General features: G+C 72.5%; 26 protein-coding genes, 4 tRNA genes and 1 CRISPR repeat array. Of the genes, 26 read left to right on the forward strand and 4 right to left on the reverse strand.

All coding sequences use genetic code 11. The features are described 5' to 3' along the window. Positions 1–12 precede the first annotated feature (12 nt). The 8 genes from HDA31_RS02030 (at position 13) to HDA31_RS02065 (ending at position 9038) form a co-directional block, all read left to right on the forward strand. The gene (locus HDA31_RS02030) at positions 13–666 is read left to right on the forward strand and encodes a NuoI/complex I 23 kDa subunit family protein (protein ID WP_178066460.1); all 654 of its coding nucleotides are present in this window, start codon (positions 13–15) and stop codon (positions 664–666) included. Further along, complete coding sequence (locus HDA31_RS02035) at positions 663–1235, forward strand: NADH-quinone oxidoreductase subunit J family protein (protein ID WP_246384147.1); 573 nt, start codon at positions 663–665, stop codon at positions 1233–1235. Before HDA31_RS02030 ends, HDA31_RS02035 begins: the two co-directional genes overlap by 4 nt. Continuing rightward, positions 1232–1624 carry an NADH-quinone oxidoreductase subunit NuoK gene (nuoK, locus tag HDA31_RS02040; protein WP_246384145.1) on the forward strand — a complete coding sequence of 131 codons (393 nt, stop codon included), beginning with the start codon at positions 1232–1234 and terminating at the stop codon, positions 1622–1624. The genes HDA31_RS02035 and nuoK overlap by 4 nt, the downstream gene beginning before the upstream one ends. Further along, positions 1621–3564, forward strand: a complete 1944-nt coding sequence (locus tag HDA31_RS02045) for an NADH-quinone oxidoreductase subunit 5 family protein (RefSeq protein WP_178066459.1) — start codon at positions 1621–1623, stop codon at positions 3562–3564. Before nuoK ends, HDA31_RS02045 begins: the two co-directional genes overlap by 4 nt. Continuing rightward, positions 3561–5066 carry a complex I subunit 4 family protein gene (locus HDA31_RS02050; RefSeq protein WP_178066458.1) on the forward strand — a complete coding sequence of 502 codons (1506 nt, stop codon included), beginning with the start codon at positions 3561–3563 and terminating at the stop codon, positions 5064–5066. The genes HDA31_RS02045 and HDA31_RS02050 overlap by 4 nt, the downstream gene beginning before the upstream one ends. Further along, positions 5063–6559 (forward strand): NADH-quinone oxidoreductase subunit N, encoded by a 1497-nt coding sequence (locus HDA31_RS02055; protein WP_178066457.1) that lies wholly within the window; start codon positions 5063–5065, stop codon positions 6557–6559. Before HDA31_RS02050 ends, HDA31_RS02055 begins: the two co-directional genes overlap by 4 nt. Before the next feature lie 156 nt (positions 6560–6715). Further along, positions 6716–7594, forward strand: a complete 879-nt coding sequence (gene htpX, locus HDA31_RS02060) for a zinc metalloprotease HtpX (protein WP_178066456.1) — start codon at positions 6716–6718, stop codon at positions 7592–7594. Between the two features lie 184 nt (positions 7595–7778). Further along, positions 7779–9038, forward strand: a complete 1260-nt coding sequence (locus tag HDA31_RS02065) for an MFS transporter (RefSeq protein WP_077938275.1) — start codon at positions 7779–7781, stop codon at positions 9036–9038. A 52-nt stretch (positions 9039–9090) separates the two neighbouring features. On the opposite strand, the gene HDA31_RS02070 is transcribed toward HDA31_RS02065, so the two are convergent. Both HDA31_RS02070 and HDA31_RS02075 read right to left on the reverse strand, forming a co-directional pair. Next, positions 9091–9426: a YnfA family protein gene (locus HDA31_RS02070; RefSeq protein WP_178066455.1), complete on the reverse strand. Its 336-nt coding sequence runs from the start codon at positions 9424–9426 to the stop codon at positions 9091–9093. 355 nt (positions 9427–9781) lie between these two features. Continuing rightward, positions 9782–10786: a CRISPR direct-repeat array (repeat unit 28 nt; unit sequence CTGTTCCCCGCGCACGCGGGGGTGATCC). A 124-nt stretch (positions 10787–10910) separates the two neighbouring features. Continuing rightward, positions 10911–11405 carry a YajQ family cyclic di-GMP-binding protein gene (locus HDA31_RS02075; RefSeq protein WP_074472499.1) on the reverse strand — a complete coding sequence of 165 codons (495 nt, stop codon included), beginning with the start codon at positions 11403–11405 and terminating at the stop codon, positions 10911–10913. A 150-nt stretch (positions 11406–11555) separates the two neighbouring features. On the opposite strand from HDA31_RS02075, the gene HDA31_RS02080 reads away from it, so the two are divergent. The 3 genes from HDA31_RS02080 (at position 11556) to HDA31_RS02090 (ending at position 13286) form a co-directional block, all read left to right on the forward strand. Beyond that, positions 11556–11639, forward strand: a tRNA-Tyr gene (locus tag HDA31_RS02080). A gap of 553 nt (positions 11640–12192) precedes the next feature. Beyond that, positions 12193–12429 (forward strand): hypothetical protein, encoded by a 237-nt coding sequence (locus tag HDA31_RS02085; protein WP_178066454.1) that lies wholly within the window; start codon positions 12193–12195, stop codon positions 12427–12429. A 338-nt stretch (positions 12430–12767) separates the two neighbouring features. After that, a complete protein-coding gene (locus HDA31_RS02090) occupies positions 12768–13286 on the forward strand; it encodes a hypothetical protein (RefSeq protein WP_178066453.1) in 519 nt (172 codons plus the stop codon). Positions 13287–13485: 199 nt separating this feature from the next. On the opposite strand, the gene HDA31_RS02095 is transcribed toward HDA31_RS02090, so the two are convergent. Together HDA31_RS02095 and HDA31_RS02100 are read right to left on the reverse strand one after the other, a co-directional pair. Further along, positions 13486–14409: a DMT family transporter gene (locus HDA31_RS02095; RefSeq protein ID WP_219824958.1), complete on the reverse strand. Its 924-nt coding sequence runs from the start codon at positions 14407–14409 to the stop codon at positions 13486–13488. Further along, positions 14399–15172, reverse strand: coding sequence for a GntR family transcriptional regulator (locus HDA31_RS02100; protein WP_178066452.1), 774 nt, complete (start codon positions 15170–15172; stop codon positions 14399–14401). Before HDA31_RS02100 ends, HDA31_RS02095 begins: the two co-directional genes overlap by 11 nt. A gap of 325 nt (positions 15173–15497) precedes the next feature. Here HDA31_RS02100 and HDA31_RS02105 point away from each other — a divergent pair, with 325 nt between their 5' ends. The 15 genes from HDA31_RS02105 to rplA all read left to right on the forward strand — a co-directional run bounded on the left by HDA31_RS02105 (position 15498) and on the right by rplA (position 25631). After that, positions 15498–15641: a hypothetical protein gene (locus HDA31_RS02105; protein ID WP_178066451.1), complete on the forward strand. Its 144-nt coding sequence runs from the start codon at positions 15498–15500 to the stop codon at positions 15639–15641. Continuing rightward, on the forward strand, positions 15638–16825 hold the full coding sequence (locus HDA31_RS02110) for a helix-turn-helix domain-containing protein (protein ID WP_178066450.1): 1188 nt from the start codon (positions 15638–15640) through the stop codon (positions 16823–16825). The genes HDA31_RS02105 and HDA31_RS02110 overlap by 4 nt, the downstream gene beginning before the upstream one ends. Before the next feature lie 365 nt (positions 16826–17190). Next, a complete protein-coding gene (locus HDA31_RS02115; RefSeq protein WP_178066449.1) occupies positions 17191–17817 on the forward strand; it encodes a class I SAM-dependent methyltransferase in 627 nt (208 codons plus the stop codon). 464 nt (positions 17818–18281) lie between these two features. Then, positions 18282–18428 carry a hypothetical protein gene (locus HDA31_RS02120; RefSeq protein ID WP_158229434.1) on the forward strand — a complete coding sequence of 49 codons (147 nt, stop codon included), beginning with the start codon at positions 18282–18284 and terminating at the stop codon, positions 18426–18428. Positions 18429–18538: 110 nt separating this feature from the next. Next, positions 18539–21079 (forward strand): putative bifunctional diguanylate cyclase/phosphodiesterase, encoded by a 2541-nt coding sequence (locus tag HDA31_RS02125; RefSeq protein WP_178066448.1) that lies wholly within the window; start codon positions 18539–18541, stop codon positions 21077–21079. A 126-nt stretch (positions 21080–21205) separates the two neighbouring features. Continuing rightward, positions 21206–21278, forward strand: a tRNA-Thr gene (locus HDA31_RS02130). A 25-nt stretch (positions 21279–21303) separates the two neighbouring features. Further along, positions 21304–21376 (forward strand) — tRNA-Met (locus tag HDA31_RS02135). Positions 21377–21509: 133 nt separating this feature from the next. Continuing rightward, positions 21510–21677 carry a 50S ribosomal protein L33 gene (gene rpmG, locus HDA31_RS02140; protein ID WP_013288652.1) on the forward strand — a complete coding sequence of 56 codons (168 nt, stop codon included), beginning with the start codon at positions 21510–21512 and terminating at the stop codon, positions 21675–21677. A 123-nt stretch (positions 21678–21800) separates the two neighbouring features. Continuing rightward, a complete protein-coding gene (locus tag HDA31_RS02145; protein ID WP_043965472.1) occupies positions 21801–22247 on the forward strand; it encodes a MaoC family dehydratase N-terminal domain-containing protein in 447 nt (148 codons plus the stop codon). A 1-nt stretch (position 22248) separates the two neighbouring features. Further along, the gene (locus tag HDA31_RS02150) at positions 22249–22641 is read left to right on the forward strand and encodes a MaoC/PaaZ C-terminal domain-containing protein (RefSeq protein WP_178066447.1); all 393 of its coding nucleotides are present in this window, start codon (positions 22249–22251) and stop codon (positions 22639–22641) included. A 127-nt stretch (positions 22642–22768) separates the two neighbouring features. Further along, positions 22769–22841: transfer RNA gene (locus tag HDA31_RS02155), tRNA-Trp, on the forward strand. A 209-nt stretch (positions 22842–23050) separates the two neighbouring features. Beyond that, the gene (gene secE / locus HDA31_RS02160) at positions 23051–23446 is read left to right on the forward strand and encodes a preprotein translocase subunit SecE (protein WP_074472508.1); all 396 of its coding nucleotides are present in this window, start codon (positions 23051–23053) and stop codon (positions 23444–23446) included. 38 nt (positions 23447–23484) lie between these two features. Beyond that, on the forward strand, positions 23485–24207 hold the full coding sequence (nusG, locus tag HDA31_RS02165; RefSeq protein WP_043965476.1) for a transcription termination/antitermination protein NusG: 723 nt from the start codon (positions 23485–23487) through the stop codon (positions 24205–24207). 193 nt (positions 24208–24400) lie between these two features. Next, a complete protein-coding gene (gene rplK / locus HDA31_RS02170) occupies positions 24401–24832 on the forward strand; it encodes a 50S ribosomal protein L11 (RefSeq protein ID WP_074472510.1) in 432 nt (143 codons plus the stop codon). A gap of 85 nt (positions 24833–24917) precedes the next feature. Continuing rightward, positions 24918–25631 carry a 50S ribosomal protein L1 gene (rplA, locus tag HDA31_RS02175; RefSeq protein ID WP_043965479.1) on the forward strand — a complete coding sequence of 238 codons (714 nt, stop codon included), beginning with the start codon at positions 24918–24920 and terminating at the stop codon, positions 25629–25631. Positions 25632–25647 lie beyond the last annotated feature (16 nt).

Genomic DNA, 25647 nt, shown 5'->3' on the forward strand with positions numbered 1-25647 from the left:
GCACAGGGCAGGATGGTCGGCATGGGCGAGACGAGTGGGCGGGGCGTGCCCGGCGAGGGGCTGGCGAAGGGGCTGGCGGTCACGCTGCGCACGATGACCCGCCGCTCGACCACCCAGCAATACCCGGACGTCGCCCCCGAGCTGCCGCCCCGCTCGCGGGGCGTGATCGCGCTGCTGGCCGAGAACTGCACCGTCTGCATGCTCTGCGCCCGCGAGTGCCCCGACTGGTGCATCTACATCGACTCGCACAAGGAGGAGGTGGCGGTGCCCGGCGCCGCCCGCCCCCGGCAGCGCAACGTGCTCGACCGGTTCGACATCGACTTCTCGCTCTGCATGTACTGCGGCATCTGCGTCGAGGTCTGCCCCTTCGACGCGCTCTACTGGTCGCCCGAATTCGAGTACGCCGAGTACGACATCCGGGACCTGCTGCACGACAAGGACCACCTCGGCGAGTGGATGGCCACCGTCCCGCCGCCGCCCGCGCACGACCGCAACGGCGAGCCGGCGAAGGAGGAGGCCACCGCCGCGCGCAAGGCCGCCGCCCCCGCCGGGTCCGCCGCCCGGCCGACTCCCGCCCGGGTACGCCCCGAGCCCGGCCCCGCCGCCCGCCCGGCCCCCGAGCCCCCGGCGGACGGTTCCCCCACCGACCCGGGTGCCGCCCCGTGACCGGAGCGGACGCGCTGCTGCTGGCCCTCGGCGCGGTGGCGGTCGGCGCGGGGGCGCTGGTGGTGACGACCCGCCACCTGGTCCGCGCCGGCCTCTACCTGGTGGTCTGCCTGGGCGCGCTGGCCGGCGTCTACCTGGTGCTCGCCGCCGAGCTGGTGGCCTGGGTGCAGGTGCTGATCTACGTGGGCGCCGTGGTGGTCCTACTGCTGTTCGCGGTGATGCTGACCCGCGCCCCGATCGGCGCGTCCGACGACCTGGACCGGCCGGGCTGGCCGGCGGCCCTGATCGGCGGCGGCGTCGGCCTCGGGCTGGCCGCCCTGCTTGTCGACGCCTACCGCTGGACCCGGGTGGACCTGCCCGCGCCGGGCACCGCCGAGCGCCTCGGCGAGCAGGTGTTCCGCACCTGGGTACTGCCGTTCGAGGTGCTGTCGGTGCTGCTGCTGTCCGCCCTGGTGGGCGCGGTCGTGCTGTCCCGCCCCGACATCGGCCGCCGTCCGGCCGAGGGCACGGACCGGGGCGCAGCGGGCGGCGCGGTAGCCGGCCAGGACCGCGCGGGAGGCCGCCCGTGAGGCCCGTCGTCCCGTACGTCACCGCCGCGCTCCTGTTCGGCCTCGGCACCTACGGCGTGCTGCGCCGCCGCAACGCGGTGCTCGTGCTGATGGCGGTGGAGCTGATGCTCAACGCCGTCAACCTGATCCTGGTCATCGCCGACGCGACGGTCCGGGCGGCGCTGCCGCACGCGGGGCAGGTGTTCGCGCTGTTCGTGATCGTGCTGGCCGCCGCCGAGATCGGCGTGGGGTTGGCCATCGTGCTCCAGCTCTACCGGCTGCGGGCCAGCGTCGCCGTCGACGAGGTGCCGCTCACCGAGCCGTCACTGACCGGGGTGCCGCTGACCGAGCCGCCGGCCGGTGGGCTGGCCCAGGCGGGCACCCCGACCACCGGCGAGGTGACCCGGTGACCGGGCTGCTCGGGGCGCTGCTGCCGGCCGTACCCCTGGTGGCGGGTCTGGTGGGGTTGCTGCTGCCGCCCGTGTCGCGCGGCGGGGGCGCGCGGGCCGGGGCGGACCCGGCCCGGCGGGTCGCCGTCGGGCTCGGCGTGGCCGGCGCGGCCGGCGCGCTGCTGGTCGCGGTCGCGCTGCTGGCCCGGGTCGGCGCGCCCGTGGAGACGTCGACCACCTGGGTCGACCTGGGCGGCCTGAGGGTCACCCTCGGCGTCCGGCTCGACGGCGCGGCGGCCCTGGTCGCCGTCGCGGTGGCGGCGGTGGCGCTGGCCGTGCAGGTCTACTCGGTCGGCTACCTGCGGGCCGGCCCGCACGACGAGGCCGGCGTCGACGTCGACCACCGCTACCCGCCGTACGCGGCGCAGATCAGCCTCTTCACCGCCGCGATGCTGCTGGTGGTCGTCGCCGGTGACCTGGTCATGCTGCTGGTCGGCTGGGAGGTGATGGGCCTCTGCTCCTACCTGCTCATCGCCCACGACCGCCGGCTGCCCGGCGCGCCGGCCGCCGCGATGAAGGCGTTCCTGGTCACCCGCGCGGGTGACGTCGGCTTCCTGCTCGGCATCGCCCTGCTCGGCGTCTCGGCGGGCAGCTTCCGCATCGCCGACGTGCTCGCCCACGACCACGCCGCCGGCACGCTCACCGCCGCCTGCCTGCTGCTGCTCGCCGGGGTGGCCGGCAAGAGCGCCCAGTTCCCGCTGCACACCTGGCTGCCCGACGCGATGGCCGGCCCCACCCCGGTCTCCGCGCTGATCCACGCCGCCACCATGGTCGCGGCCGGGGTCTACGCGGTCACCCGCCTCTTCCCGCTGTTCGGGCGGGCCCCGGCGGCGCTGGCCGTGCTCGGGGTGCTGGCCTCGGTGACCCTGCTGCTCGGCGCGCTCGCCGCCACCGCCCAGGACGACCTGAAGCGGGTGCTGGCCTGGTCGACGGTCTCCCAGCTCGGCTACCTGACGGGCGCGCTGGCCGTCGGCGCGCCCGCCGCCGCGCTGTTCCACCTGCTCACCCACGCCGCGTTCAAGGCGCTGCTGTTCCTCGCCGCCGGTGCGGTGATCCACGCCCTCGGCACCCCGCTGCTGTCCCGTATGGGCGGCCTGCGGTCGGCGATGCCCGTGACGTTCTGGTGCACGGCGCTGGGCCTCGGCGCGCTGGCCGGCGTCCCCCCGCTGGCCGGCTTCTGGAGCAAGGACGGCGTGCTCGCCGCCGCCCAGGCCGCCGCGCTCGACTCCGCCGGCCCGGCCCCCGCCTGGGTGGGCTGGCTGGTGTGGCTGGCCGGGCTGGCCGGCGTCGCCGTCACCGCCTGGTACGCCACCCGGCTGCTGCTGCGCGCGTTCCTCGGCGCGGCCCGCCCGCCGCTGCCGCAGCACGACCGGCCGATCTCGCTGCACCCGCACGACCCGCCGGCCGTGATGCGGGTGCCGATGCTGCTGCTCGCGGTGCCGGCCGCGCTGCTCGGGCTCGCCGCGTTCTGGCCGGCGTTCACCGGCCGGCTCGGCGCGGGCGAGGGGGAGTGGACCCACGTCGGCCCGGCGCTGCTGCTGCCGCTGGCGCTGCTGGTCGCCGGGGCCGCCCTCGCCTGGGCCGGCTGGCGGCGGGACACCGCCGCCGACCCGGCCCGCGCCCTCGGCCCGCTGGGGCCGGTGTTCGCGGCCGGCTTCCGGCTCGACGACGTGCAGCACGCCCTCGTCGTACGCCCGGTGACCGCCCTCGCCCGGTTCGCCCGCGCCGCCGACGAGCGGGTGGTCGACGGCGCGGTGGAGGGCACCGGCCGGGGCGCTGCTGGCCTCGGCGGGGCGCTGGCCGGGCTGCACCGGGCCGCGCTGCCCCGGGCGGCGGCCGGGGTGCTGGCCGGGGCGCTGCTGATCGGCCTGGCCGCCGTGCTGATCGGGGGAGCCGGATGAGCCTCGGACAGGTCCTGCTCGTCGCGGCGCTGGCCGTCCCGGCCCTCGGCGCGGCAGTGGTCGCGCTGCTGCCCGGCGACCGGGCGGCCCGCGTCGTCGGCACGGTGGCGGCCGGGCTGACCCTGCTGGCGACCCTGCCCCTGGCCACCGGCGACCGGAGCTGGACGGCCTTCGGGCCCGCCCCGGCGGTGCGCCCCTGGCACCGGCTCGACCTGCCCTGGGTGCCCGCCCTCGACCTGCGCTTCCACCTCGGCGTCGACGGCATCTCCTACCCGCTGGTCGTGCTGACCGCGCTGCTCACGCTGCTCTGCTGCGCGTACACCCTGTGGAAGGTGCCCGACGGCGGCGGCAGCGGCCGGGCCCTCGTCGCGCTGCTGCTGGTCGTCGAGGTCGGCATCCTCGGCACCTTCCTCGCCCTCGACCTGGTCCTGTTCTTCGTGTTCTTCGAGGTCGTCCTCCTGCCGATGTACGCGATCATCGCCGGCTGGGGCGGGGCCGACCGGCGGCGGGCGGCGGCCAAGTTCGCCCTCTACACGCTGCTCGGCTCGGTGCTGCTGCTCGTCGGCGTCTACGTGGTGGTGGCCGCCGCCGGCACCGCCGACCTCCTCGCGCTCACCGGCGGCACGGGGCTGTCGCGGGGCACCCAGCTCGCCGCGTTCACCCTGCTCGGGCTCGCGTTCGCGGTGAAGAGCCCGCTGTGGCCGCTGCACTCCTGGCTGCCCGACGCGCACACCCAGGCGCCCACCGTCGGCAGCGTCATCCTCGCCGGGGTGCTGCTCAAGATGGGCACGTACGGGCTGATCCGCGTCGCCGTCGGGGTGGCCCCGGAGGGGGCCCGCTGGGCGGCCCCGGTGCTCGGGGTGCTCGCCGTCGCCGCCATCATCATCGGCTCGCTGGTCTGCCTCGCGCAGGGCGAGTTGAAGCGGCTCATCGCCTACTCCAGCGTCGGCCACATGGGGTTCGTGCTGCTGGGGGTGGCCACGCTCACCGCCACCGGCCTCCAGGCCGCGCTGATCGGCAACGTCGCGCACGGGGTGATCACCGGCCTGCTGTTCTTCCTCGCCGGGGCGATCAAGGACCGCGCGCACACCGGGGCGCTGGCCGAGCTGTCCGGGCTGCGGGAGACCGCGCCCCGCCTCGCCGGGCTGCTCGGCTTCGCCGCCGTCGCCTCGCTGGGGCTGCCCGGCCTCGCCGGCTTCTGGGGCGAGGCGTTCGCCGTGGTCGCCGCGATCGGGCGGGGCGGCCCGCTGTGGACCACCCTCGGCGTGCTCGCCGCCGTCGGCGGGGCGCTGACCGCCGCGTACCTGCTGCGGCTGCTGCGCCGGGTCACCCACGGCCCGGCCAGCCCGGCGGTCGGCCGGATCGGCCCCGGCCTCGCCGCCGCCGAGTGGACGGCCTGGGCCCCGCTGGTGCTGCTCGCCCTCGCCGTCGGCCTCGCCCCCACGCTGGTCCTCGGCGTCGCCGCCGACCCGGTGGCGGCCCTGTTGGAGGCAGTCAGATGAGCAGCCTCGTGCAGAGCGTCGACAACGTGGCGCTGCTCCCGGCCTACCTGGCCGCCGGCACCGCCGTCCTGGTGCTGCTGGCCGACCTGCTGGTGGCCCGCGCCGCCGCGACGGTCGCCGTGGCCGCTGCCGGGGCGGTCGCCACCGCGCTGGGCAGCGCGGTCGTCGGGGCGGGCGGGCAGCGGTCCACCTTCTGCGTCGCCACCGACTGCTCATACGTCTACGGCGGCCGGGCCGCCCTCGTCGGGGCGCTGTTCGCGCTGCTCACCCTCGGGGTGCTGGCCCTGTCCGGCCCGGCGCTGCGCGCCGGGCGGTCGCCCGTCGGCGAATACTGCTTCCTGCTCGCCTGCTCGATGACCGGCGGCGTGGTGCTCGGCGCGGCCGGCGACCTGATCACCCTGATCGTGGCGCTGGAGACGCTGACCCTCCCGCTGTACGTGCTCGTCGGCCTGCGCCGGGGGAGCCTCGCCTCCGCCGAGGCGGCGGTCACGTTCTTCGTGGTGAGCGTGGTCGCCACCACCGTCACGCTGCTCGGCGCGGCCCTGCTCTACGCGGTCACCGGCGGCCTGCACCTCGACCGGGTCGGCGCGCTGCTCGCCGGGCGGCCCGACCTGCTGGACGTGCCGCTGACCACGGCGGCGGTGGCGCTGGTGCTGCTCGGGCTGGCGTTCAAGGTGGCCGCCGTGCCGTTCCACGCCTGGGCCCCGGCCACCTACGACGGCGCGCCGCTGCCCGTGGCGGCCTACCTGTCGACCGCGTCGAAGCTGGGCGGCGTGGTGGCCCTGCTCGCGGTGGTGCAGCGGGCCCTGCCCGCCGAGGTGACCGGCCCGGTGCTGGCCGGGCTCGCCGTGCTCACCATGACCGTGGGCAACCTGGTGGCGCTGCGCCAGCGCCGCACGGTGCGGCTGCTCGCCTGGTCGTCGGTGGCCCAGGCCGGCTACATCCTCGCCCCGCTGGGCGCGCTCGCGCTGGCCGCCGGGCGCACCGCCGACGCCCGCGCCGCCGCGTACGCCGCCGCCGTGGCGTACGCCGTGTTCTTCGTGGTCCTGGAGCTGGCCGCCTTCGCGGCGCTGGTGGCCCTGCGCCCGGCCGGCGCCGACGGCGGCAGCCTCGCCGACCTGCGCGGCGCGGCCCGGCGGCGGCCCTGGGTGGCGGCGGCGTTCGCGCTGGCCCTGGTCGGGCTGGCCGGGCTCCCGCCGGGGCTGGCCGGCCTGTTCGCCAAGGTGACCGTGGTCCGGGCGCTGCTGGACGGCGGCGCGGGCTGGCTGGCGCTGGTGGTGGCGGTGAACGCGGTGATCGGCCTGGCCTACTACCTCCGCCTCGCCGCCACCCTCTACGCCCCGCCCGCCGAGGCGGCCCCGTCCGCCGGGGCTGTGGGGACCGCCGGCACCCGGCCCGCCTGGGCGGTGCTCGTCACCCTCGCCGTGGCCACCCTGGTCGCCCTGGCCGTCGGCGTCGCCCCGCAGCTCGTGCTGGACCTGGCCGCCCGCTGAGCGGTCGCCGGGCCACCGCCCCCGAGTCGCCCCCGACCCAGTGTTTCCGCAGGTCGATCCCAGGCAACTCACAGCGTTGAGACGGATGGTTGGCGGGTACCGAGGTGTTGTACCGGTCAGCGGATCCCGCGCGGTCCGCGCACCGAAGGAGCGATCGTGCATCACAACCGTCTGAAGACCGCAGCGCTGCTCGGCCTGCTGACCTCGCTGATCCTCGCGGTCGGCTACTGGTTCGGTGGCAGCGGCGGGCTCGTCCTCGCCGTCGTCGTCTCGTTGGTGATGAACGGCGTGACCTACTTCTACTCCGACAAGCTCGCCCTGCGCTCGATGCGGGCGCAACCGGTCAGCGAGGCACAGTTCCCCGAGCTGTACCGGATGGTCCGCGAGCTGGCCACCGAGGCGCGCCAGCCGATGCCCCGCCTCTACGTCAGCCCCACCTCCCAGCCCAACGCGTTCGCCACGGGCCGCAACCCGGCCAACGCGGCGGTCTGCGTGACCCAGGGGATCACCGAGATCCTCGACTACCGGGAGCTGCGGGGCGTGATCGGGCACGAGCTGTCGCACGTCTACAACCGGGACATCCTCATCTCCAGCGTCGCCGCCGGCCTCGCCGGCATCATCACCATGTTGGCCAACATCGCCTGGTTCATCCCGCTCGGCGGTGGCGACGACGAGGACGCCCCCAACCCGGTCGTGCTGCTGCTCACCCTGATCCTCGGCCCGCTCGCGGCCACCGTGATCCAGCTCGCGATCAGCCGCAGCCGCGAGTTCCAGGCCGACGAGTCGGGGGCCCGGCTCACCCGGGACCCGCTGGCCCTGGCCAGCGCCCTGCGGAAGATCCACCTAGGCACCCAGGCCCGGCCGCTGCCGGCCCAGGGGCAGCTCACCAGCACCGCCCACCTGATGATCGACAACCCGTTCAAGCGGGGCGGCGGCATCGCCGCGCTCTTCTCCACCCACCCCCGGATGGAGGAGCGGGTGGCCCGGCTGGAGCGGATGGCCGCCAGCGCCGGCCCCGTGCAGTTCCAGCGCTGACCCGTCCCGACCCCGATCCCGCCCGCGCCCGGTCCGACCGGGCGCGGGCGTTTCGTCTGGTACGCGGCGAGACGCGCACCATAACCTGTTCACTCCCGCCGGGCTGCGGCGTTAGGGTCGGAACGTTTCCGGCTCGTTACAAGCCCTCGTTGTACCCCTCTCGTTTGCACCCCTGGAGGTTCCCGTGGCCGCACTGCGCCAGTACCTCGGCGTATGGCGGATCCCCGGCGCGCCGATGCTGCTCGTCCTCGGCGTCATCGGCCGGCTCGGGATCGGCATGACGCCGCTGGCGCTGCTGCTCGTCGTGCAACAGGTCACCGGGCGCTACTCGCTCGCCGCCGTCGCCGGTGGCATCTACGCCCTCGCCGGTGCCGCGCTCAGCCCCGTCGCCGGCCGCGTCGCCGACCGGGTCGGCCCCACCCCCGTGCTGCTGGCCACCGCCGTCGCCCACCCCCTCGCCCTCGGCGGGCTGCTCTGGGCCAGCCGCGCCGATGGGGCCAGCATCGCCCTGATCTACCTCGCCGCCGGGGTGGCCGGTGCCACGTATCCTCCGTTGACCGCCGCGCTGCGCGGCGCCTGGAACGACCTCACCAGCCCCGCCACCGGCCGGTACCACCTGCGCAACACCGCCCTCGGCGCGGAGACCGCGCTCCTCGAAGTCGTCTTCGTGCTCGGCCCGCTGCTGGTTGCCGCGTTCGTCCTCATCGCCGACGCGGCAGCCGCCCTGGTCGGCGCGGCCGTGGTCACCCTCGTCGGCACCGTCGCCGTGGCGCTCGGCCGGGTCATGCGCGGCTGGCAGCCCCACCCGAAGGAGAACCACGCCCGGGGGCTCGGCCCGCTGCGCGTCGGCGGCTTCCCCGCCCTGCTGCTCTGCATCGCCGGCCTCGGCATCGCGTTCGGGGCCGCCGGGGTCATCGTCCCGGCGTTCGCCGGCAACCAGCCCACCGACGACCCGGAGAGCATGGCCGGCGTCCTGCTCGCCGTCTGGGGCCTCGGCAGCGCCGCCGCCGGCTTCTGGTTCGGCGTGCGCAAGCCCGCGGCCAACATGACCCGCCAGTTCGCCTGGCTGCTCGCCGCCGTCGCCGCGACCTTCGCCGTGTACGCGGTGATGCCCGGCCCGCTCGCCCTCGGCGTCGCGCTGGTCGTCGGCGGGGCGGCCATCGCCCCCGCGCTCACCCTGGAGAACACCCTCGTCGGGCGCATCGCCCCGGCCGGCATGCTCAACGAGGCGTACACCTGGGCGGTGACCATCATGGTCGCGTCCAGCGCCGCCGGTGGCGCGGTGGCCGGGCTGATCATCGACCACGCGGGCGGCGTGCCGTGGGCGTTCGTCTTCGCCGGGTCGGCCGTCGCCGTCGGGGCCGCCGTCGCCGCGCTGCCCGCCGGCCCCATCGCCCGCGCCGAGGCCACGGCGGTACGCGTCGAGCAGACCCTCGCCGCCTGAGCGCCTCGCTGCTCACCGCTGCGCCGGGCTGCTCGGCGCGGCGTGGGGCTGGTCAGCCGTTGCGTGGCGCGTACATGATGACGGCGACCCCGACCAGGCAGATGGCCGCGCCGACGACGTCGTAGCGGTCGGGCCGGAACCTGTCGACGACCATGCCCCAGGCGAGGGACCCGGCGACGAACACCCCGCCGTACGCGGCGAGGATGCGGCCGAAGTTCGCGTCGGGCTGGAACGTGGCGACGAAGCCGTAGAGCCCCAGCGTGACCACGCCGCCCGCGATCCAGAGCAGCCCCCGGTGCTCCCGCCAGCCCTGCCACACCAGCCAGGCCCCGCCGATCTCGGCGAGGGCGGCGAGCAGGAACAGCAGGATCGAGCGGGCGACCGTCATGCGTCAGACCGTAGCCCTGTGATCCCTCGTCAGCGGTAGTTGGTGTGGAGTTGCCGAACGGTCGTGGGGGTAGGGGTGGGTGTGCGATCCGGTTCACCGCCTACTCAGGCAGAGCCGAGCGGGCCGGGGCCGGCATGGTCGTTCGTCCTGTGGGGCGCTCCACCTTGTCGCCTTGGCCCCCTTCTCCGTCGTGGGGGTCGGCGTAGGACGGGATGGCGGGGGCATGGTGTGCGCCAAGCGCGACGAGTCAGCGGTACCTTGTCACCAGTAGACGGGCGGCACGGGCGGAGAGATCTTGGTCAGGCAAGTGAATGAAATCGACGTTGTTGATCTTTAGCGGCCCAGGTCAGGAAGTCTGCTCCCCGCGCACGCGGGGGTGATCCCGGTGGTCTCCAGGGTGGCCGTGGAGTCCTCGTCTGCTCCCCGCGCACGCGGGGGTGATCCGGCTGCGGCGGCGTTCCCCGGCATCATCGAGGACTGCTCCCCGCGCACGCGGGGGTGATCCGCGCGCCCGCCTGGTCCTGGCGACCGGTCGCACCTGCTCCCCGCGCACGCGGGGGTGATCCGACCGACCCGACGTTCAGCATGAGCGGATTCCGCTGCTCCCCGCGCACGCGGGGGTGATCCCGTGTCGAGCGGCGTGCGGGCCGTGAGTGTCGGCTGCTCCCCGCGCACGCGGGGGTGATCCCATGAAATTGGGCGGGGACGACTGGACGGTCACCTGCTCCCCGCGCACGCGGGGGTGATCCCCGTCGACACCCGACATCGGGGCCCAGTCCAGACTGTTCCCCGCGCACGCGGGGGTGATCCGTCGACGGTGGTGGGGGCGGTGCGGGTCAGCAGCTGTTCCCCGCGCACGCGGGGGTGATCCGGGATGAGATGGCACGCACGTTGCCGCCGATGCCTGTTCCCCGCGCACGCGGGGGTGATCCCGGGCCCGGGCAGGGGGCAAGCTTCGACATCGACTGTTCCCCGCGCACGCGGGGGTGATCCCGAAAGTCTCAGCCCTCGGCTCGGTCGGTGAGACTGTTCCCCGCGCACGCGGGGGTGATCCCTGCCCGTACGTGAGCGCCAGGTCGGTGCCCCGCTGTTCCCCGCGCACGCGGGGGTGATCCTAGCTGGGCCGCCGCATGGGCGTATCCGGCTCACCTGTTCCCCGCGCACGCGGGGGTGATCCGTGGTTTTCGGGCACCGAGCAACCCGGCGTTCGTTGTTCCCCGCGCACGCGGGGGTGATCCCACGGTCCGGTCTACGTCCGGTGAGGGCGGGCCCTGTTCCCCGCGCACGCGGGGGTGATCCCACCGCTTCTTCCGGTAGGGCCCGGCCGTGGGCCTGTTCCCCGCGCACGCGGGGTGGTCCCACCCGGTAGCGGACCCAGGCCGTCAAAAGGCCGGAGGAGGGCGACCAACGACGACCAGAGCCGCCGAGGTTCGCCCAGCTCACACGGCGCGGCTCGCTGCCCGGCTAAGAGCCCGACCGGGCCCTTAGCGGTAGTTGGTGAACTGGAGCGCGATGCCGAAGTCCTCGCTCTTGAGCAGGGCGATGACGGCCTGGAGTTCGTCCTTCTTCTTGCCGGTGACCCGGAGCTGGTCGCCCTGGATCTGCGCCTGGATGCCCTTCGGGCCCTCGTCGCGGATCTTCTTGCTGATCGCCTTGGCCTTGTCCGAGTCGATGCCCTGGACCACCTTGGCCTCGATCCTGAAGACCTTGCCCGAGGCGCGCGGGTCGCCCGCGTCCAGGGCCTTCAGCGAGACGTTCCGCTTGACCAGCTTCTCCTTGAAGACGTCCAAGGCGGCCAGGACCCGCTCCTCGGTCTCCGCCTGGAGCCTGATCGCCTCGTCGCCCGTCCAGGAGATCTCCGCGCCGGTGCCCCGAAAGTCGAACCGCGACGCGAGCTCCTTCTCCGCCTGGCGGAGGGCGTTGTCGACCTCCTGCCGGTCGACCTTGCTCACGATGTCGAACGACGGGTTCGCTGCCATGCTGATGCTCCTGCTGTCCGGCGGTGGTCAGTGCACGTACGCGCCGCCAACCAGCGGCACGACCCCCTGACGGTACCCGGTTGCGCTCGCCCCGGGAGCAACCGCTATCCTTGGCTCCGCTGCCACGCCACGGCGCGGCGGTGACGCCCTGGCGGGTTGCCCGAGCGGCCAATGGGAGCGGACTGTAAATCCGTCGCGAAAGCTACAGAGGTTCGAATCCTCTACCCGCCACCAGGTGCAAAACGGCCCCTGAACAGCAGGAATGCTGATCGGGGGCCGTTCTCGTTGAGCCGGTGAAGGTCCGCCGAGTCCAGCCGCTCGGGGCTGCTTCCGTCAGGGCGGCGAGATCAGCGGCGCTTGCGCATGATGACCCCTTCGCTTCCATCCGGCATGCGGTCGGCGCATCCTGCTGCCATGAACGTCTTCGTCGCCCTGGCTGCGGTGATCATTCAACTGTGGCTTCCGCTGTTGATCATCCTCTCTGTCGTCGCGGTGGCGGGATGGCTGGCATGGGCGGCGGTTCGTCGACCGAAGGGTGCGCTTCCTGAGCGCCCCGACCCAGGAAAGGGGCGCATCCGAGCGCGAGCAGGGGCCCTGCGCGCCAGTCGGGAGGCCGGGTCAGCTCGACGTCTGGCGAGTTCTTCAACGATGCCCGCGACGTCTGGCCGATGCCTCCGGAAGGCTGAGACCCTCGATGCACGAGCTGTGCCGCACCCACGGGCTGCGCATAATTCGTCGCGGCTTTGGGGCGATGGCCTGCCTGACCCTGCTGAGCGAGAATGCGTAAGTGATCTTCAAGCTGGCGTTCCTGTGTCTGGCGCTGATGGTGCTGGGCTTGGTGGCGGTTTTCGCTCTGTGGTACCTGGCGAACTGGCTGCGGTGGTCGGTGCCCCGTGCGGTTGTCTCCCTGGGGCACTGGGCTGTCTCCCTGCCTCGCCGAATGAGGTCGCTGACGGTCGACTCACCGCAGGGCCGGCCCTTCAACGACTCGCGCGATGTCTGGCCGACGCCAACGGACGATTGAGCTGTTCCTCGCTGGCCGCCGACTATGAGCCCGTCCGGTCGCCTCGAAAGTCCGGATTCGCTTGGCCGCGACTACCGGCAGGCTCCGCCGCCCCACCCAAGATTCAGCCGCCACCTGGTTTGGGTCGTCGGTGACTCTGATAATCGCGCGGCTTTGCCGCACCTTCCAGCAGATGGCATTCTCACCGCGAGATTGGGTGATGCCGCCATATGGGTTGATTTCGGCTTCTGCTGTATCCGTCCGCGATCGTCGTTACGTTCAAGCAGCGCCAAGCCTCCCCCTTACCTCTCTGTAGTCGTTCGATTATCGTGAGTGATCCCTATGGGAGGAGATGGCCAATGCCGTTGTCAGTAGCGGACTTCGCGGCGCTCGGAAACAAGCCGATCACGATCCAGTCGACGTTCTTTCCGAACGTCTATCTGCGTATGGACGGGGCCGGGGTGACCACGTTCACCGGGTCCGGCGGTGGGACGGTCAATTGTCAGTTCGGCGCAGGCCCCCTGGAGAAGTTTAGGCTCCACGCTAATTCGGACGGTTCGTACTCCTTCGAGTCGGTGGTCTCTCCGAACGTGTATCTCCGAATGGACGGTGCCGAGCTGCCGCCCATCACCTCAGGTCCCGGTGGTGGGACGGTCAACTGCCAGTTCGGCGTGGAGCCCTACGAGAAGTTCAAACTTCGCGCGCAGGCGGACGGCTCGTTCTCCTTCGAGTCGGCGACGGCCTTTCCGAACGTGTATCTGCGCTTGGTCGGCTCCGGGGTGACGGCCTCCACCGATGCTGGCGGCGGGATCGTCAACTGTCAGTTCAACGCCAATGGTGGCGGCCACGAGAAATTCCTGCTGAACGTGGCCGGTTAGTCGCAGCGCTGGTCTTCCGGTCGGCACCGCGCTGCCCACTAGTGGCTCTTTTGCGGTGACGATCCTGCATCTCCGGGCCTGTCGGGGCCGGGCGACGGGTGTCCCGAAAGGAACTCTCGGTCACCCGGCCCTGGTTGCGTGCGCAGCCGGCGGCCTGGGGGCGTCGTCCGTCCGGTGTGGCCGACCCGAGATGTACGGGTCAGTCGGGTGCTGGCCGTCGAGGACGGCCTGCTGTTCGTGGCTTCCTACTGAGGGTGATCCCGGCGAGCACCAGAACGATGCCGACCACGACGGCGGCGGTGATGCCTTCCCCAAGGAACAGCCAGCCGAAGGCGATGGCGACGATGGGCAGCAGGTAGGTGACGACGGATGCTGCGGTCGGTCCTTCGTCGTCGATGATCCGGTAGTTCAGGACATAGGCGGCCCCGGTGCCGAGGACGCCGAGCACCAGCAGGCTGACCAGGGCGTCGCCCCGCCATGTTGGCGTTTCCAGGCCGGCGAACGGCATCGTGACGGCCAGCAGCGCGGTTGCTGCGCCGAGTTGACTCGCCGACAGCATCAGAGGCGGAATGCCGCGCCCGGTCAGAAAGCGGCCCATGTAGACGTAGCCGACGCCGTAGCTCGCGGCTGCGGCGAGGCAGGCGAGCCCGCCCCAGCTCGCGATCTCGCCAGCGGACCTCCAGGGCGAGAAGATGACCACCACCCCGAGGAACCCGAGGACGATGCCGGCGGCCTTCTTCGCGGTGACGGCTCGGTCAACGCCGACCAGGAACGCCAGTAGCAGGGTCCATAGCGGGGTGGTGGCGTTGAGAACACCGGCCACGTTCGACCCGACGGTCTCCTCTCCAATGCCGAACAGCACGTACGGCACAGCGTTGGCGACCAGGGCGGCGGCGAACAGGTGTGCCCATGTGCGTCCCTGCCTGGGGAAGCGTAGACCGCGCGACAGGGCGACGGGGGCCAGGACGGCGAAGCCGAGCAGGAGCCGCCCGAAGACGATCTGTACGGGGTTGAAGCCGCGTAGCGCGAGCTTGATCCAGAGGTAACTGGAACCCCACAGGAGGGCCAGGGCGGCCACCCGGACGAGTCCAGCCCGGCTGACGCCCTGGTGCTCAGTCGTCAACGGGCATCTCGTAGTCCAGGCCGTTCACGTCGGCGCGCAGGACGAACCGCGTCACCTCGAAGGCCCGCCCGTTGCCGTCGATGCTGGTGTGCAGCACCTCGATCACTGGCACGCCCGGCGGCATCGCGAGGCCCCTCGACTCCTCCGGTGTCGGCATCCGGGAGCTGACCTCTTCCCGGATGCGGGCGATGGGGTAGCCGAGATCCTCGAACCGCTGGTAGATGCTTCCCCGGCCGAGCTTCTTCTCGGTTGCCAGGGGTGACCCCGCGACGATGGCGGTGGGGATGAAGGTCACCCCGACCTGCACGGGCTCGTCGTCCGCGAAGTACCAGTTCTCGCGGCGGACGACGTCCTGGTCGGGGCTCAGCCCGAGTCGGTCAGCCACGTCGGCTGGCGGCGGCACGACGGTGACCGATCGACACTCGGTGTGCGGCGTGCGGCCCTGCTGCTGCACCTCGATGCGGAACGGCGACAGCCCGGTCTCGTCTCGGGCCTGGCGGGAGTACCTGTCCCGGCCCATCCGCACGAGTGGACGGCGCTGACGCACGAAGACGCCTCGGCCGTGTTGGGCGACGGCGAGGCCCTCGGCTTGCAGGATGCCCAACGCCTCGCGGGCCGTGTTGCGGGCGGTGGAGTACCGGGACGCCAGCTCGCGCTCCGAGGGCAGCCGGTCGCCGTCCGCGAGACCGCCTGCTGTGATCGCAGTCCGTAGGTCATCGGCGATGCGGCGGCTCGGGGGTCGTCGGTCTTCCTGATCGGTCATCAGATCACCTGCTTCTCGATGTGGCTCCAGGCTAGCGCAACTGGCTCAAGCCAGCTATTGACAGTCGGGCCACCCTAACGCAATCTGGCTTAAGCCAGTTGCGGTGCGGCTGGCAGTTGTCCGCGGACGTCAGCGGAGACCGACGCGACAGGAGGTAGGGCATGGTCCGCACACGATTGAGCTCCCGATCCGTTCGACGGCGCCCATCCGCAGGCTGCACGGTGCCTGGGTGCACAGCCGGTGGTGGGATTCGACAGGCGTGGGCAGGACTGCGGGCGACCTCGCCTGTGCGTACCTCTGACCTGCGCAGGAATCGGGAGCCCTCGTGATCTCCGGGGTCGTGTCGATTGTGTTCGGTGGGCTGGTGCCGGGCTTCCTGCTCGGGCTGCTCGCCTTCCGGGTCAAGTCCCGCTGGTGCCCCCGCTGCGGCGAGCACACCCTGGCCATGCCCCCGGAGCTGGACAGATGAGCGACCGGGACGAGGTGCCGATCGGGCGGCGGATGGCCGAGCTGCGGGCCCGCCGGGGGATGAGTCAGCAGGTCTTCGCCGACCGGATCGGCAGGTCGAAGAGCTGGGTCGACAAGGTCGAACGAGGCGTACGCACCCTCGACCGGCTCTCCGTCATCGAAACCGTGGCCGCCGCCCTCGGCGTCACCCCGACGATCCTGCTCACCGGCAGTCCCCGCCGGGAAGGCGTCACCGACACCGACGCCGCCGTGGAACGCATCCGCGCGGCGCTGGCCCGCCACGACCCACCCGGGGCCGACGCCGACAGCCCCACCGTGCGGCAGCTCGACGACCGGGCCGGGCACGCCTGGGCCGCGTACCGCAACGGCCACCACACCCAGGTCCTGCGCGCCCTGCCCGACCTGCTCGCCGCCACCCGGCACACCGGCCGCGCCGGGCCGGCGGCCGACCTGCCCGTCCGCGTCTACCGGCTGACCGCCCAGACGCTGGTCAAGCTCGGCCAGCCCCACCTCGCCTGGCTGGCCGCCGACCGCGCCATGACCGCCGCCACCGGCGACCCGCACCGCACCGCGCTCGCCGCCGTCTCCCTCGCCCAGGCCCTGCGCGCCCTGCACCGGGGACGCCTCGCGCAGGCCGCCGCGCTCAGCGCCGTACACCAGCTCGACCCGGCGGCGCACGACGGCCCGCCGGACCCGGGCCTCGCCGGGACGCTGCTGCTCGAAGCCGCCCTCGCCGCCGCCACCTACCGCGACGCCGCCACCGCCCACGACCTCGCCGAGCGCGCCGCCCACCTCGCCGCCGCGCACGACGGCCAGCAGGGTGACGGCGACGGCATCGCCTTCGGCTCCGCCGCCGTCACCCTCGCCCGCGCCCTGGTCGCCACCCGGCTCGGCGACCACCACCGGGCCGTCACCATCCATCGGTACGCCACCAGCGGCGACGGCTGGCACCAGCTTCCCGCCGAGCACCGCGCCGCACACCTCATCGACATCGCCCGCGCCCACCTCGATCTGGGCGACCCGCGGGCCGCCGGCCGCGCCCTGATCGCCGCCGACCGGATCGCCCCCGCCGAGGCGCGCACCCGCCCCGCCGCACGCGCCGCCCTCACCGCAGTCGTCCGCACGGGGCTCACCGCCGCCGACGTCGCCCGCCTCGCCGCCACCATCGGACTCACCCGGCAGTAGGCACCTGCCCGATCTCGCCGCACTACTGCCGTCGCGCCGCCGGCCCTGCGGCCCCGCCCGACAGTGCTGCCGGCTCCGGCACCGCCCGACGGTCGGCCACGAAGATCGCCTGTCGGGTACCGGCGTCCGGCTCGGCGTGTCGCGCCGGTGACGAGCAGACGATCAAGGTGTTGCCATCCGGGCACGAGTGGGGTCGGGATGGCGCTTCGGGAGTGCGGCCGGGCGTCGTGCGTGATGTCGTATCTGACTCAGCTCCCTATGCGCGGCAGAAGCCGCCCGCCGGGGCAATGGCAATGGGCGGCGGCTCCGCCCTTTTCGGGATAATCGAATCGGCACGCGGCATCGCGCCGCCCAGCCTCGCGAAGATGGACGATCCTGACGAGCGGGGCTTGGTCGAGCGCGGATACGACGCGTTGTCATACCACTACCGAGCGGACGATGCCGGGGACGGCCAATACGCTCCGTGGCTCGCCGCTTTGCACCGGCGCCTGCCGGGTGCGGCAACGGTTCTCGATCTCGGCTGCGGCTGCGGCGTGCCGGCCGCCCGCTTCCTCGCCGCCGCCGGGCACCACGTCACGGGCGTCGACATCAGCGCCGTGCAGGTCGAGCGGGCCCGCCGCCTGGTGCCCACCGGGACCTTCCTCCGCGCCGACGCCACCCGCGTCGACCTGCCGCCGGGCTCGTTCGACGCCATCATCTGTTTGTACGCCCTCATCCACCTGCCCCTGCCCGAGCAGCCCCGCCTCATCGGGCGGATCGCCACCTGGCTGCGCCCGGGCGGCTGGCTGCTGGCCACCGTCGGCGACAGCGCCTGGACCGGCACCGGGGAGAACTGGCTCGGCGGTCCCGCCCCGATGTGGTGGAGCCAGGCCGACGCGTCGACCTACCGCTCCTGGCTGCGGGAGGCCGGGCTGCTGGCCACCGCCGAGGAGTTCGTGCCCGAGGGGACGAGCGGGCACGCCCTCTTCTGGGCCCGCCGACCCCCGGCCTGACCAGGCGTTCTGTCCCAGCGTCCCGATGTCGGGGAGGTGGCGGTGTCCCGGTCGCCGGATGCCCCCATGTCGCCGACGTGCCGGGCCCGGCCCGGCCCGCCCGGGCCCGTCGCGCACCGCCCTGGAGGGGTCGACGTGGGTTCGGGACGAAGGTCCCTTTCGATATCTCGTCGTCTGTGGTGTGCTGTTTCCCGATGCGTGGCGCCAGGGGGCTGGAGCATGCATTCAATGAATTTCCATGATTGGCGCGCTAGGTCCGAGTGTTCGCCAAATGAAGGACGGCGTGGAACGCGGGAACGCAGGGGTATCACCCCGCCAGGCAGGGCGTCCTGCCGATCGGTCGGACTTGTTGCCGTCCAGGCGGAGCCAGGCCACTGAGGGCTTTGTTGCCCTCAGTGCGTGTGGCACCATCATGGAATCTTCACGCCCCCCGTGCTGCCCGTTTCGTGACAGGAGCCCCACAGATGCCTACTCAAAAGCTGGGTCGGCTGCTCGGCATGACCCTGATGCTGTTCGCGCTCGCCTCCGGGGTCGCCTCGGTCGCCTCTGTCGCCGGTGCCCCGGCCTCAGCCTCGGGCGGCCTGGTGAACCTCGAGTTCGAGTGGAACTAGGTTCTTCGCAGTTCGTGTGACGCCGCCGTCGCCCGGCCACCCACCGGGCGGCGGCGGCAACGGTCAGGCGTCGGCGCGGAGTTCACTCTCGGTGACAACAAGGGAGCAGGATGACGAGCCGAGCGGCAGCCGTGCGACGACGCGGGACTGACCTGGCCTGGCTGATCACCGGGCCGCTGGCGTTCCTGGCGGTCATCTGCTGCCTGCTGATCGCGCTGGTCACCGAGGACAAGAAGGACGCCTACGGCGAGTGGGGCTTGGGCCTGCTGCTGCTCACCGCCCTGGTCGCCGCCCACCTGCCGGTGCTGAGCTTCATCGTCCGGCGGCAGACACTCTCCGCCACGATCACCGAGATTCCCCTGGTCCTGGCGCTCTACTATCTCCCGCCGCTGACCCTGGTGCTGGTGGCCACCCTGGCCGCCCTGATCGCCCAGTTCCGGCGGCGGCTCGGCCCGGCCAAGTTCGCGTTCAACGTCGCCCGGTCGGCCGCGGCCACGTCCCTGGCCGGCCTGGTGCTGCTGGCGTTGCCCCCGATCCGGGGGGTGGGCCCCGGCACGTGGGGCATCCTCTTCGCGGCGGTCAGCACCGTCACCCTGGTCACCCTCGCCGCCGTGGTCGGCGTGATCACCCTGCTCCAGGGCTGGCAGGCCGGCCTTGAGGTGGTCCGGACGTCCACCGTGCCGCTGCTCGCGGCGGCGGTGAACGCGACCGTCGGCCTGATCATCCTGCTCGCGCTGAAGGCCACCTACTGGTCGCTGCTGCTGCTCGCCGCGCTCGCGCTCACGGTGGCGCTGGTCTACCGGGCGTACGCCCAGTTCCTCCGCCAGCACCGCACGCTGGCCGACATCTACGACCTGACCCGGGCGATGACCCGCAGCGGCCAGGACGGCACGCTGCCGGACGCGCTGCTCGGCCGGGTCCGCGCCCTCATGCAGGCCGAGTACGCGACGCTGTGGCTGCCCGCCCAGGGCCGGCACCCGGAGGTGCTGCTGACCGCCCGGATCGACGGGCGGGGCCTGCTCGACTTCTCGAAGATCCCGGCGTCGGTGCGGGAACAGGTGGTGCAGCAGCGGCAGACCGTCGCGCTCGGCGCGCGCCTCGGCGGTGACCGCGTGCAGTTGGCCATGCTCCGGGCGGAGTCGACCAAGGACGCGATCGTCGTGCCGCTGCGCTCCGGCGAGGCGGTCATCGGCACGCTGGAGGTGGTCAACCGGCTCAGCGACGTCGGCCACTTCACCCCGTCGGACGTGCCGGTGCTCGAGACGGTCGCCGCGCACGCGGCGGTGGCCCTGGAGAACTCCCGGCTGGTCGACCGGCTGCGCCACGACGCCTACCACGACACGCTGACCAAGCTGCCCAACCGGCGGCGGATCAGCGCGGCGCTCGACGAGGCCGTGAAGATCCGGGCCCCGGGCGAGGTGGTGGCCGTCCTGCTGTTCGACGTCGACGGGCTGCGCCAGGTCAACGAGTCGCTCGGCCACGCCGCCGGCGACCAGGTGCTCGCCGAGGTCGCCGTCCGGCTGCGCGCCTCCGCGCCCTCCTCGGCGCTGGTCGGCCGGGCCGGCGGCGACGAGTTCCTGGTGACGCTGCGGCTGGAGAACGCCGAGGCGGCGCTGGACCTGGCCGCCCGGCTGCGCGAGGAGATCCGCGCCGAGATGGTCTTCGACGCGTTCACGCTCGACGTCGACACCGCCGTCGGGGTGGCCGTGCACCCCGACCACGGCAGCGACGCCGCGACCCTGCTGCAACGGGTCGACCTGGCCGCGACCGCGGCGAAGTCCATGCCGGGCAGCATCCAGCTGTTCAACCCGGCGCTGGAGTCACGCTCGTTGCGCCGCCTCGGCCTCGCCGGCGACCTGCGCAAGGCCCTCGACGACGGCGCGCTGGAGGTCTACTTCCAGCCGAAGGTGACGCTGCGGCACCGCCGCCTGGTCGGGGTGGAGTGCCTGGCCCGCTGGGAGCACCCGGCGCACGGCGAGGTCGCCCCGGAGGACTTCGTGGCCGTGGCGGAGCACACCGGCCAGTTGGGCCGGCTCACCGAGGTGGTGCTGCGGGAGGGGCTGCGGCGCAGCCGGGACTGGGCGCACGCCGAGCAGCCGCTCGCCGTCGCGGTCAACCTCTCCGCGCGTACGCTCACCGACCGGCACTTCCCCGACCGCGTGCGCGAGCTGCTCGCCGAGTACGACGTGCCCCCGCAGCGGCTCACCTTCGAGATCCGCGAGGCCGGGGTGCTCGACGGCACCGACCGCCCGATCCCGACGCTGCACCGGCTGCGCGACCTCGGGGTGCGGCTGTCGGTGGACGACTTCGGCACCGGCTCCTCCTCGCTGGCCTACCTGCGCCGGCTGCCCGTGCACGAGGTGAAGGTCGACCGCTCCTTCGTGCAGGGCATGGCCACCGACCCGGGCGACCTGGCCATCGTCAACGCCGTGGTCACCCTCTCCCAGCAGTTCGGCCTCGCGGTGGTGGCCGAGGGGGTGGAGAGCGAGCTGACCCTGGAGCTGCTCCAGGACATCGGCTGCGAGATCGGCCAGGGCTTCCTGTTCAGCCGGCCGCTGCCGTACGAGCGGCTGGAGGCGTGGTTCGGGGCCCAGCTGGAGTCCGAGGCGTTCGTCACCCCGGACGTCCGGCGGCTGCGCATCGTCCCCTGAATCCACCGCAAACACGGTGCTGAGCTGGGGAAACGTTGCGACGCGCAAGGGTGGGGGGATCCGATTTCACCTGCGGCGCGGGGCCGTGTACTCTTACCTCTGCGCGGCCACCGAGTGATCGCGCAGGCCCCCTTAGCTCAGTCGGCAGAGCGTCTCCATGGTAAGGAGAAGGTCTACGGTTCGATTCCGTAAGGGGGCTCAAAGGGTCCGGCTGGACCCGCCACGGCGGTGTAGCTCAGATGGCAGAGCAAGCGGCTCATAATCGCTGTGTCGCCGGTTCAAGTCCGGCCACCGCTACTCTCGTCCTCCGGGCCAGCTTCCGGTGGTCGGTGGGATGGGCGCCATAGGCGCCCACTTTGCATGTCCGCGTCGCCAGCGCGTAGGCTGAGGCGCTGTAGTTGTTGTCCGTTAGCGAGGAAGGCACTCCGCCGTGGCGAAGGCTACCGATGTCCGGCCGAAGATCACTTTGGCGTGTGTGGAGTGCAAGGAGCGCAACTACATCACGCGCAAGAACCGCCGCAACGACCCGGACCGCATCGAGCTGAAGAAGTTCTGCCCCCGGGACGGCAAGCACACGGTCCACCGCGAGACCCGCTGACCCGTCGCCGGCATCCGCCGGCCAGCACGACACCCCGATCGCCGATCCGGGGCGAGACACGGCCATCCGGCCGACCGTCCGCCCCCGGGTCGGCTTTCGTGCTTCCCGTGTAGGTTCTCGGGCATGTCCCTGGACCCGTCCTACGTCGGCCGGACCTATCCGCCGACCGCCCCCTACCAGGTGGGCCGTGAAAAGATCCGCGAGTTCGCCACGGCGATCGGCGCCGCCGACCCGGCGCACCACGACCCGGAGGCCGCCCGCGCGCTCGGGCACCCGGACGTGGTCGCCCCGCCGACCTTCCCCGTGGTGATCACGATGGCCGCCACCCGGCAGATCGTCGACGACCCGGCCCTCGGGGTCGACTACAGCCGGGTGGTCCACGGCGACCAGCGGTTCGCCTACACCCGGCCGGTGGTGGCCGGCGACGAGCTGGTCTGCGTGAACACCATCGAGGACATCACCAGCCGGGGCGGGCACGACTTCCTGACCACCCGCACCGACGTGAGCACGGCCGCCGGCGAGCCGGTGGTCGCCGTCTGGTCCAAGCTCGTCGTACGCGGGGAGGCCTGACATGGAGCTGTCCACCCAGACCTTCCGGGTCACCCGGGCCGACCTGGTCCGCTACGCGGGCGCGTCGGGCGACTTCAACCCGATCCACTGGAGCGACCGGGTCGCCAGCGGGGTCGGCCTGCCCGGGGTCATCGCGCACGGCATGTTCACCATGGCCCTGGTCGGCCGGGCGGTCGCCGAGTGGGCCGGCGCGCCCGACGCGGTGGTCGACTACGGGGTCAGGTTCGCCCGTCCGGTGGTCGTCCCCGACGACGACGCCGGCACCGAGATCGAGGTGTCCGCGAAGGTCCGCGAGGGCGCGGGGGAGGGCCTGACCAGGCTCGACATCACCGCGACGTGCCGGGGCGAGAAGGTGCTCTCGCAGGCTCGGGCGGTGATCCGCGCGCCCCGCTGAGGGGGTCGCGCCACGCGCGGGGGCAGACCGGTTGGGAAAGTCGGGTCGGTACCCGTACACTGGTCCGCCGTGGGGCAAGTGACCCCGCCCGGTGCGTCATGGCCGGGTCGGGCGAGCGTTGCCGCACAGGGGTGTAGCTCAATTGGCAGAGCAGCGGTCTCCAAAACCGCAGGCTGCAGGTTCAAGTCCTGTCACCCCTGCGCCTCAGGCCTGACCGTTCCCGTGGGTCGCGCCGCCAACCGGCGGCGTCCGGCCCGTGGTGGTGGCATCGGCGGGGTGGTTCCGAGGCATCGGGGCCGTCCGTCGATCCGCCGGCCGCGGCCCGTCGCGGGACGGTTGGTCCGGCCGGCGTGACCAGCGCCGCGCACGCCGCACGGCGTGCGACCCGATTCCCGCGACGGAGGGCGAAGTGGCCGAGAACAAGCGGCGCAGCGAGGACGCCGGCGACGACGACCGTCTGAACGACGAGGTCGCCGACGACGTTGCCGCCGACGACGACGCCACCGACGCGGACGAGCCGGTCTCCCGCGGTGGCACGGCCACCCGGGCGCGGGCCAAGGCCGAGTCGGCCGACGAGAGGAAGACCCGCAAGGACACCGAGCGGATCGGGCTGTTCGCCCGCATCGCGCGGTTCTTCCGCGAGGTCGTGGCCGAACTGCGTAAGGTCATCTGGCCGACCCGCAAGGAGCTGCTGACCTACACCGCGGTGGTGGTCACCTTCGTCGCCGTGATGCTGACGATCGTGGCCGGCCTGGACTACGCCTTCGCGAAGGGCGTGCTGTGGGTCTTCGGCAACCCCAGCTGACCGGCTGATCCAGCCGATAGTTACGGAAGTGAGCGAGCGTGCCTGAGTACGACGAGACCGCCGAAACCACGGACGAGCAGTCCGCGGTGGCGACGGCGGCCAACGATGAGTCGGTCGAGGCCGCCAGCGAGCCGGACTTTCCGACCACCGAGCCCGCCCCGGACGAGGACTACGACCCGGTCGCGGAGCTGCGCCAGAAGCTGCGCTACGCACCGGGCGACTGGTACGTGGTGCACTCGTACGCCGGCTACGAGAACAAGGTCAAGACCAACCTCGAGACCCGGATCACGTCCCTCGACATGGAGGACTACATCTACCAGGTCGAGGTGCCGACCCGGGAAGAGGTCGAGGTCAAGAACGGCAAGCGGTCCCAGATCCAGGCCAAGGTCTTCCCGGGCTACATCCTGGTCCGGATGGAGCTGACCGCCGAGTCCTACTCCTGCGTGCGGAACACGCCGGGGGTCACCGGCTTCGTGGGGGCGACCGACCGGGCCGACCGGCCCGCGCCGCTGAGCCTCGACGAGGTCCTCAAGTGGCTGGCCCCGGCGGTCGAGACCGAGCAGAAGAAGGCCAAGCCCGAGATCAAGGTCCTCGACTTCGAGGTGGGCGACTCGGTGACCGTCACCGACGGCGCGTTCGCGTCGCTGCCGGCGACGATCAGCGAGATCAACGCCGACCAGCAGAAGCTCAAGGTGCTCGTGTCGATCTTCGGCCGGGAGACGCCGGTCGAGCTGAACTTCAACCAGGTCACCAAGATCTGACGTTCCGTCTCGCCGGCGGTGGGCAGCGGCCCGCCGCCGGCGAGGCCGTTTCCGTGCCCGGTGCCGGCCCCGGCGGACCTCGCCGCATCCGGTGGCGGAGCCTTGCGCTAACCTAGAACGTCGACCGTCGCATCGCGCTGACCGTGCGCGCCCCGGCCGGCACCTTTCCCAGTTCCAAGCCCCAGGAAGAGACATGCCTCCGAAGAAGAAGCTCGTCAAGACGTTCACGCTTCAGCTGAAGGCGGGCCAGGCGACCCCGGCGCCGCCGGTCGGCCCCGCGCTCGGCCAGCACGGCGTCAACATCATGGAGTTCTGCAAGACCTACAACGCGCAGACCGAGGCCCAGCGGGGCGACATCGTCCCCGCCGAGATCAGCGTCTACGAGGACCGCAGCTTCACCTTCGTGCTGAAGACCCCGCCCGCCGCCCAGCTGCTGATCAAGGCCGCCGGTGTGCAGAAGGGCTCGGGCAACCCGCACAAGGAGAAGATCGGTTCCGTCACCCGCGCCCAGCTGCGGGAGATCGCCGAGAAGAAGATGGTCGACCTCAACGCCAACGACCTCGACCAGGCTGAGAAGATCATCGCCGGCACCGCCCGGTCGATGGGCCTGACCGTCGGCGACTGACCTCGCCCCACCGCCTCACCCGATCAGTTCGTGGGAGGGCACGCGGAGCGCCGCGGCCCGCCATAGACCACAGGAGTAAGCAGAGATGCAGCGCAGCAAGACCTACCGCAAGGCCGCCGAGGTCATCGACCGGTCGAAGCTCTACACGCCGGCCGAGGCGGTCAAGATCGCCAAGGACACCACCAGCACCAAGTTCGACGCCACGGTCGAGGTCGCCATGCGCCTCGGCGTCGACCCCCGCAAGGCGGACCAGATGGTCCGCGGCGTGGTCAACCTGCCGCACGGCACCGGCAAGACCGCCCGCGTGATCGTCTTCGCCGCCGGCGCGAAGGCCGAGGAGGCCGTCGCCGCGGGTGCGGACGAGGTGGGCACCGACGAACTCGTCGCCCGGATCCAGGGCGGCTGGCTCGACTTCGACGCGGCGATCGCCACGCCGGACCAGATGGCCAAGATCGGCCGGATCGCGCGGATCCTGGGCCCGCGCGGCCTGATGCCGAACCCGAAGACCGGCACGGTGACCATGGACGTCACCAAGGCCGTCTCGGACATCAAGGGCGGCAAGATCACCTTCCGGGTGGACAAGCACTCCAACCTCCACCTGATCATCGGCAAGGCCTCGTTCTCCGAGACCCAGCTGATCGACAACTACGCGGCGGTCCTCGACGAGGTGCTGCGCGCCAAGCCCTCGGCGGCCAAGGGCAAGTACCTCAAGAAGGTCACCCTCACCACCACGATGGGCCCGGGCGTGCCGGTCGACCCCAACCTGATCAAGAACCTCCAGGAGGGCGTCGAGGCCTGAGCACCACCGCCTCGCC

It is taken from the genome of Micromonospora carbonacea, assembly GCF_014205165.1.
Classification (GTDB): domain Bacteria; phylum Actinomycetota; class Actinomycetes; order Mycobacteriales; family Micromonosporaceae; genus Micromonospora; species Micromonospora carbonacea.

Bases quoted from the DNA above. Each gene is read 5' to 3' on its own strand.
- HDA31_RS02145 (WP_043965472.1), top strand. From the start codon at position 21,801: ATGTCCCTGGACCCGTCCTACGTCGGCCGGACCTATCCGCCGACCGCC.
- HDA31_RS02125 (WP_178066448.1), top strand. From the start codon at position 18,539: ATGACGAGCCGAGCGGCAGCCGTGCGACGACGCGGGACTGACCTGGCC.
- HDA31_RS02030 (WP_178066460.1), top strand. From the start codon at position 13: ATGGTCGGCATGGGCGAGACGAGTGGGCGGGGCGTGCCCGGCGAGGGG.
- HDA31_RS02050 (WP_178066458.1), top strand. From the start codon at position 3,561: ATGAGCCTCGGACAGGTCCTGCTCGTCGCGGCGCTGGCCGTCCCGGCC.
- HDA31_RS02090 (WP_178066453.1), top strand. From the start codon at position 12,768: ATGCCGTTGTCAGTAGCGGACTTCGCGGCGCTCGGAAACAAGCCGATC.
- HDA31_RS02070 (WP_178066455.1), bottom strand. From the start codon at position 9,426: ATGACGGTCGCCCGCTCGATCCTGCTGTTCCTGCTCGCCGCCCTCGCC.
- rplA (WP_043965479.1), top strand. From the start codon at position 24,918: ATGCAGCGCAGCAAGACCTACCGCAAGGCCGCCGAGGTCATCGACCGG.
- HDA31_RS02100 (WP_178066452.1), bottom strand. From the start codon at position 15,172: ATGACCGATCAGGAAGACCGACGACCCCCGAGCCGCCGCATCGCCGAT.
- HDA31_RS02115 (WP_178066449.1), top strand. From the start codon at position 17,191: ATGGACGATCCTGACGAGCGGGGCTTGGTCGAGCGCGGATACGACGCG.
- rplK (WP_074472510.1), top strand. From the start codon at position 24,401: ATGCCTCCGAAGAAGAAGCTCGTCAAGACGTTCACGCTTCAGCTGAAG.
- HDA31_RS02110 (WP_178066450.1), top strand. From the start codon at position 15,638: ATGAGCGACCGGGACGAGGTGCCGATCGGGCGGCGGATGGCCGAGCTG.
- HDA31_RS02055 (WP_178066457.1), top strand. From the start codon at position 5,063: ATGAGCAGCCTCGTGCAGAGCGTCGACAACGTGGCGCTGCTCCCGGCC.
- HDA31_RS02120 (WP_158229434.1), top strand. From the start codon at position 18,282: ATGCCTACTCAAAAGCTGGGTCGGCTGCTCGGCATGACCCTGATGCTG.
- HDA31_RS02150 (WP_178066447.1), top strand. From the start codon at position 22,249: ATGGAGCTGTCCACCCAGACCTTCCGGGTCACCCGGGCCGACCTGGTC.
- HDA31_RS02075 (WP_074472499.1), bottom strand. From the start codon at position 11,405: ATGGCAGCGAACCCGTCGTTCGACATCGTGAGCAAGGTCGACCGGCAG.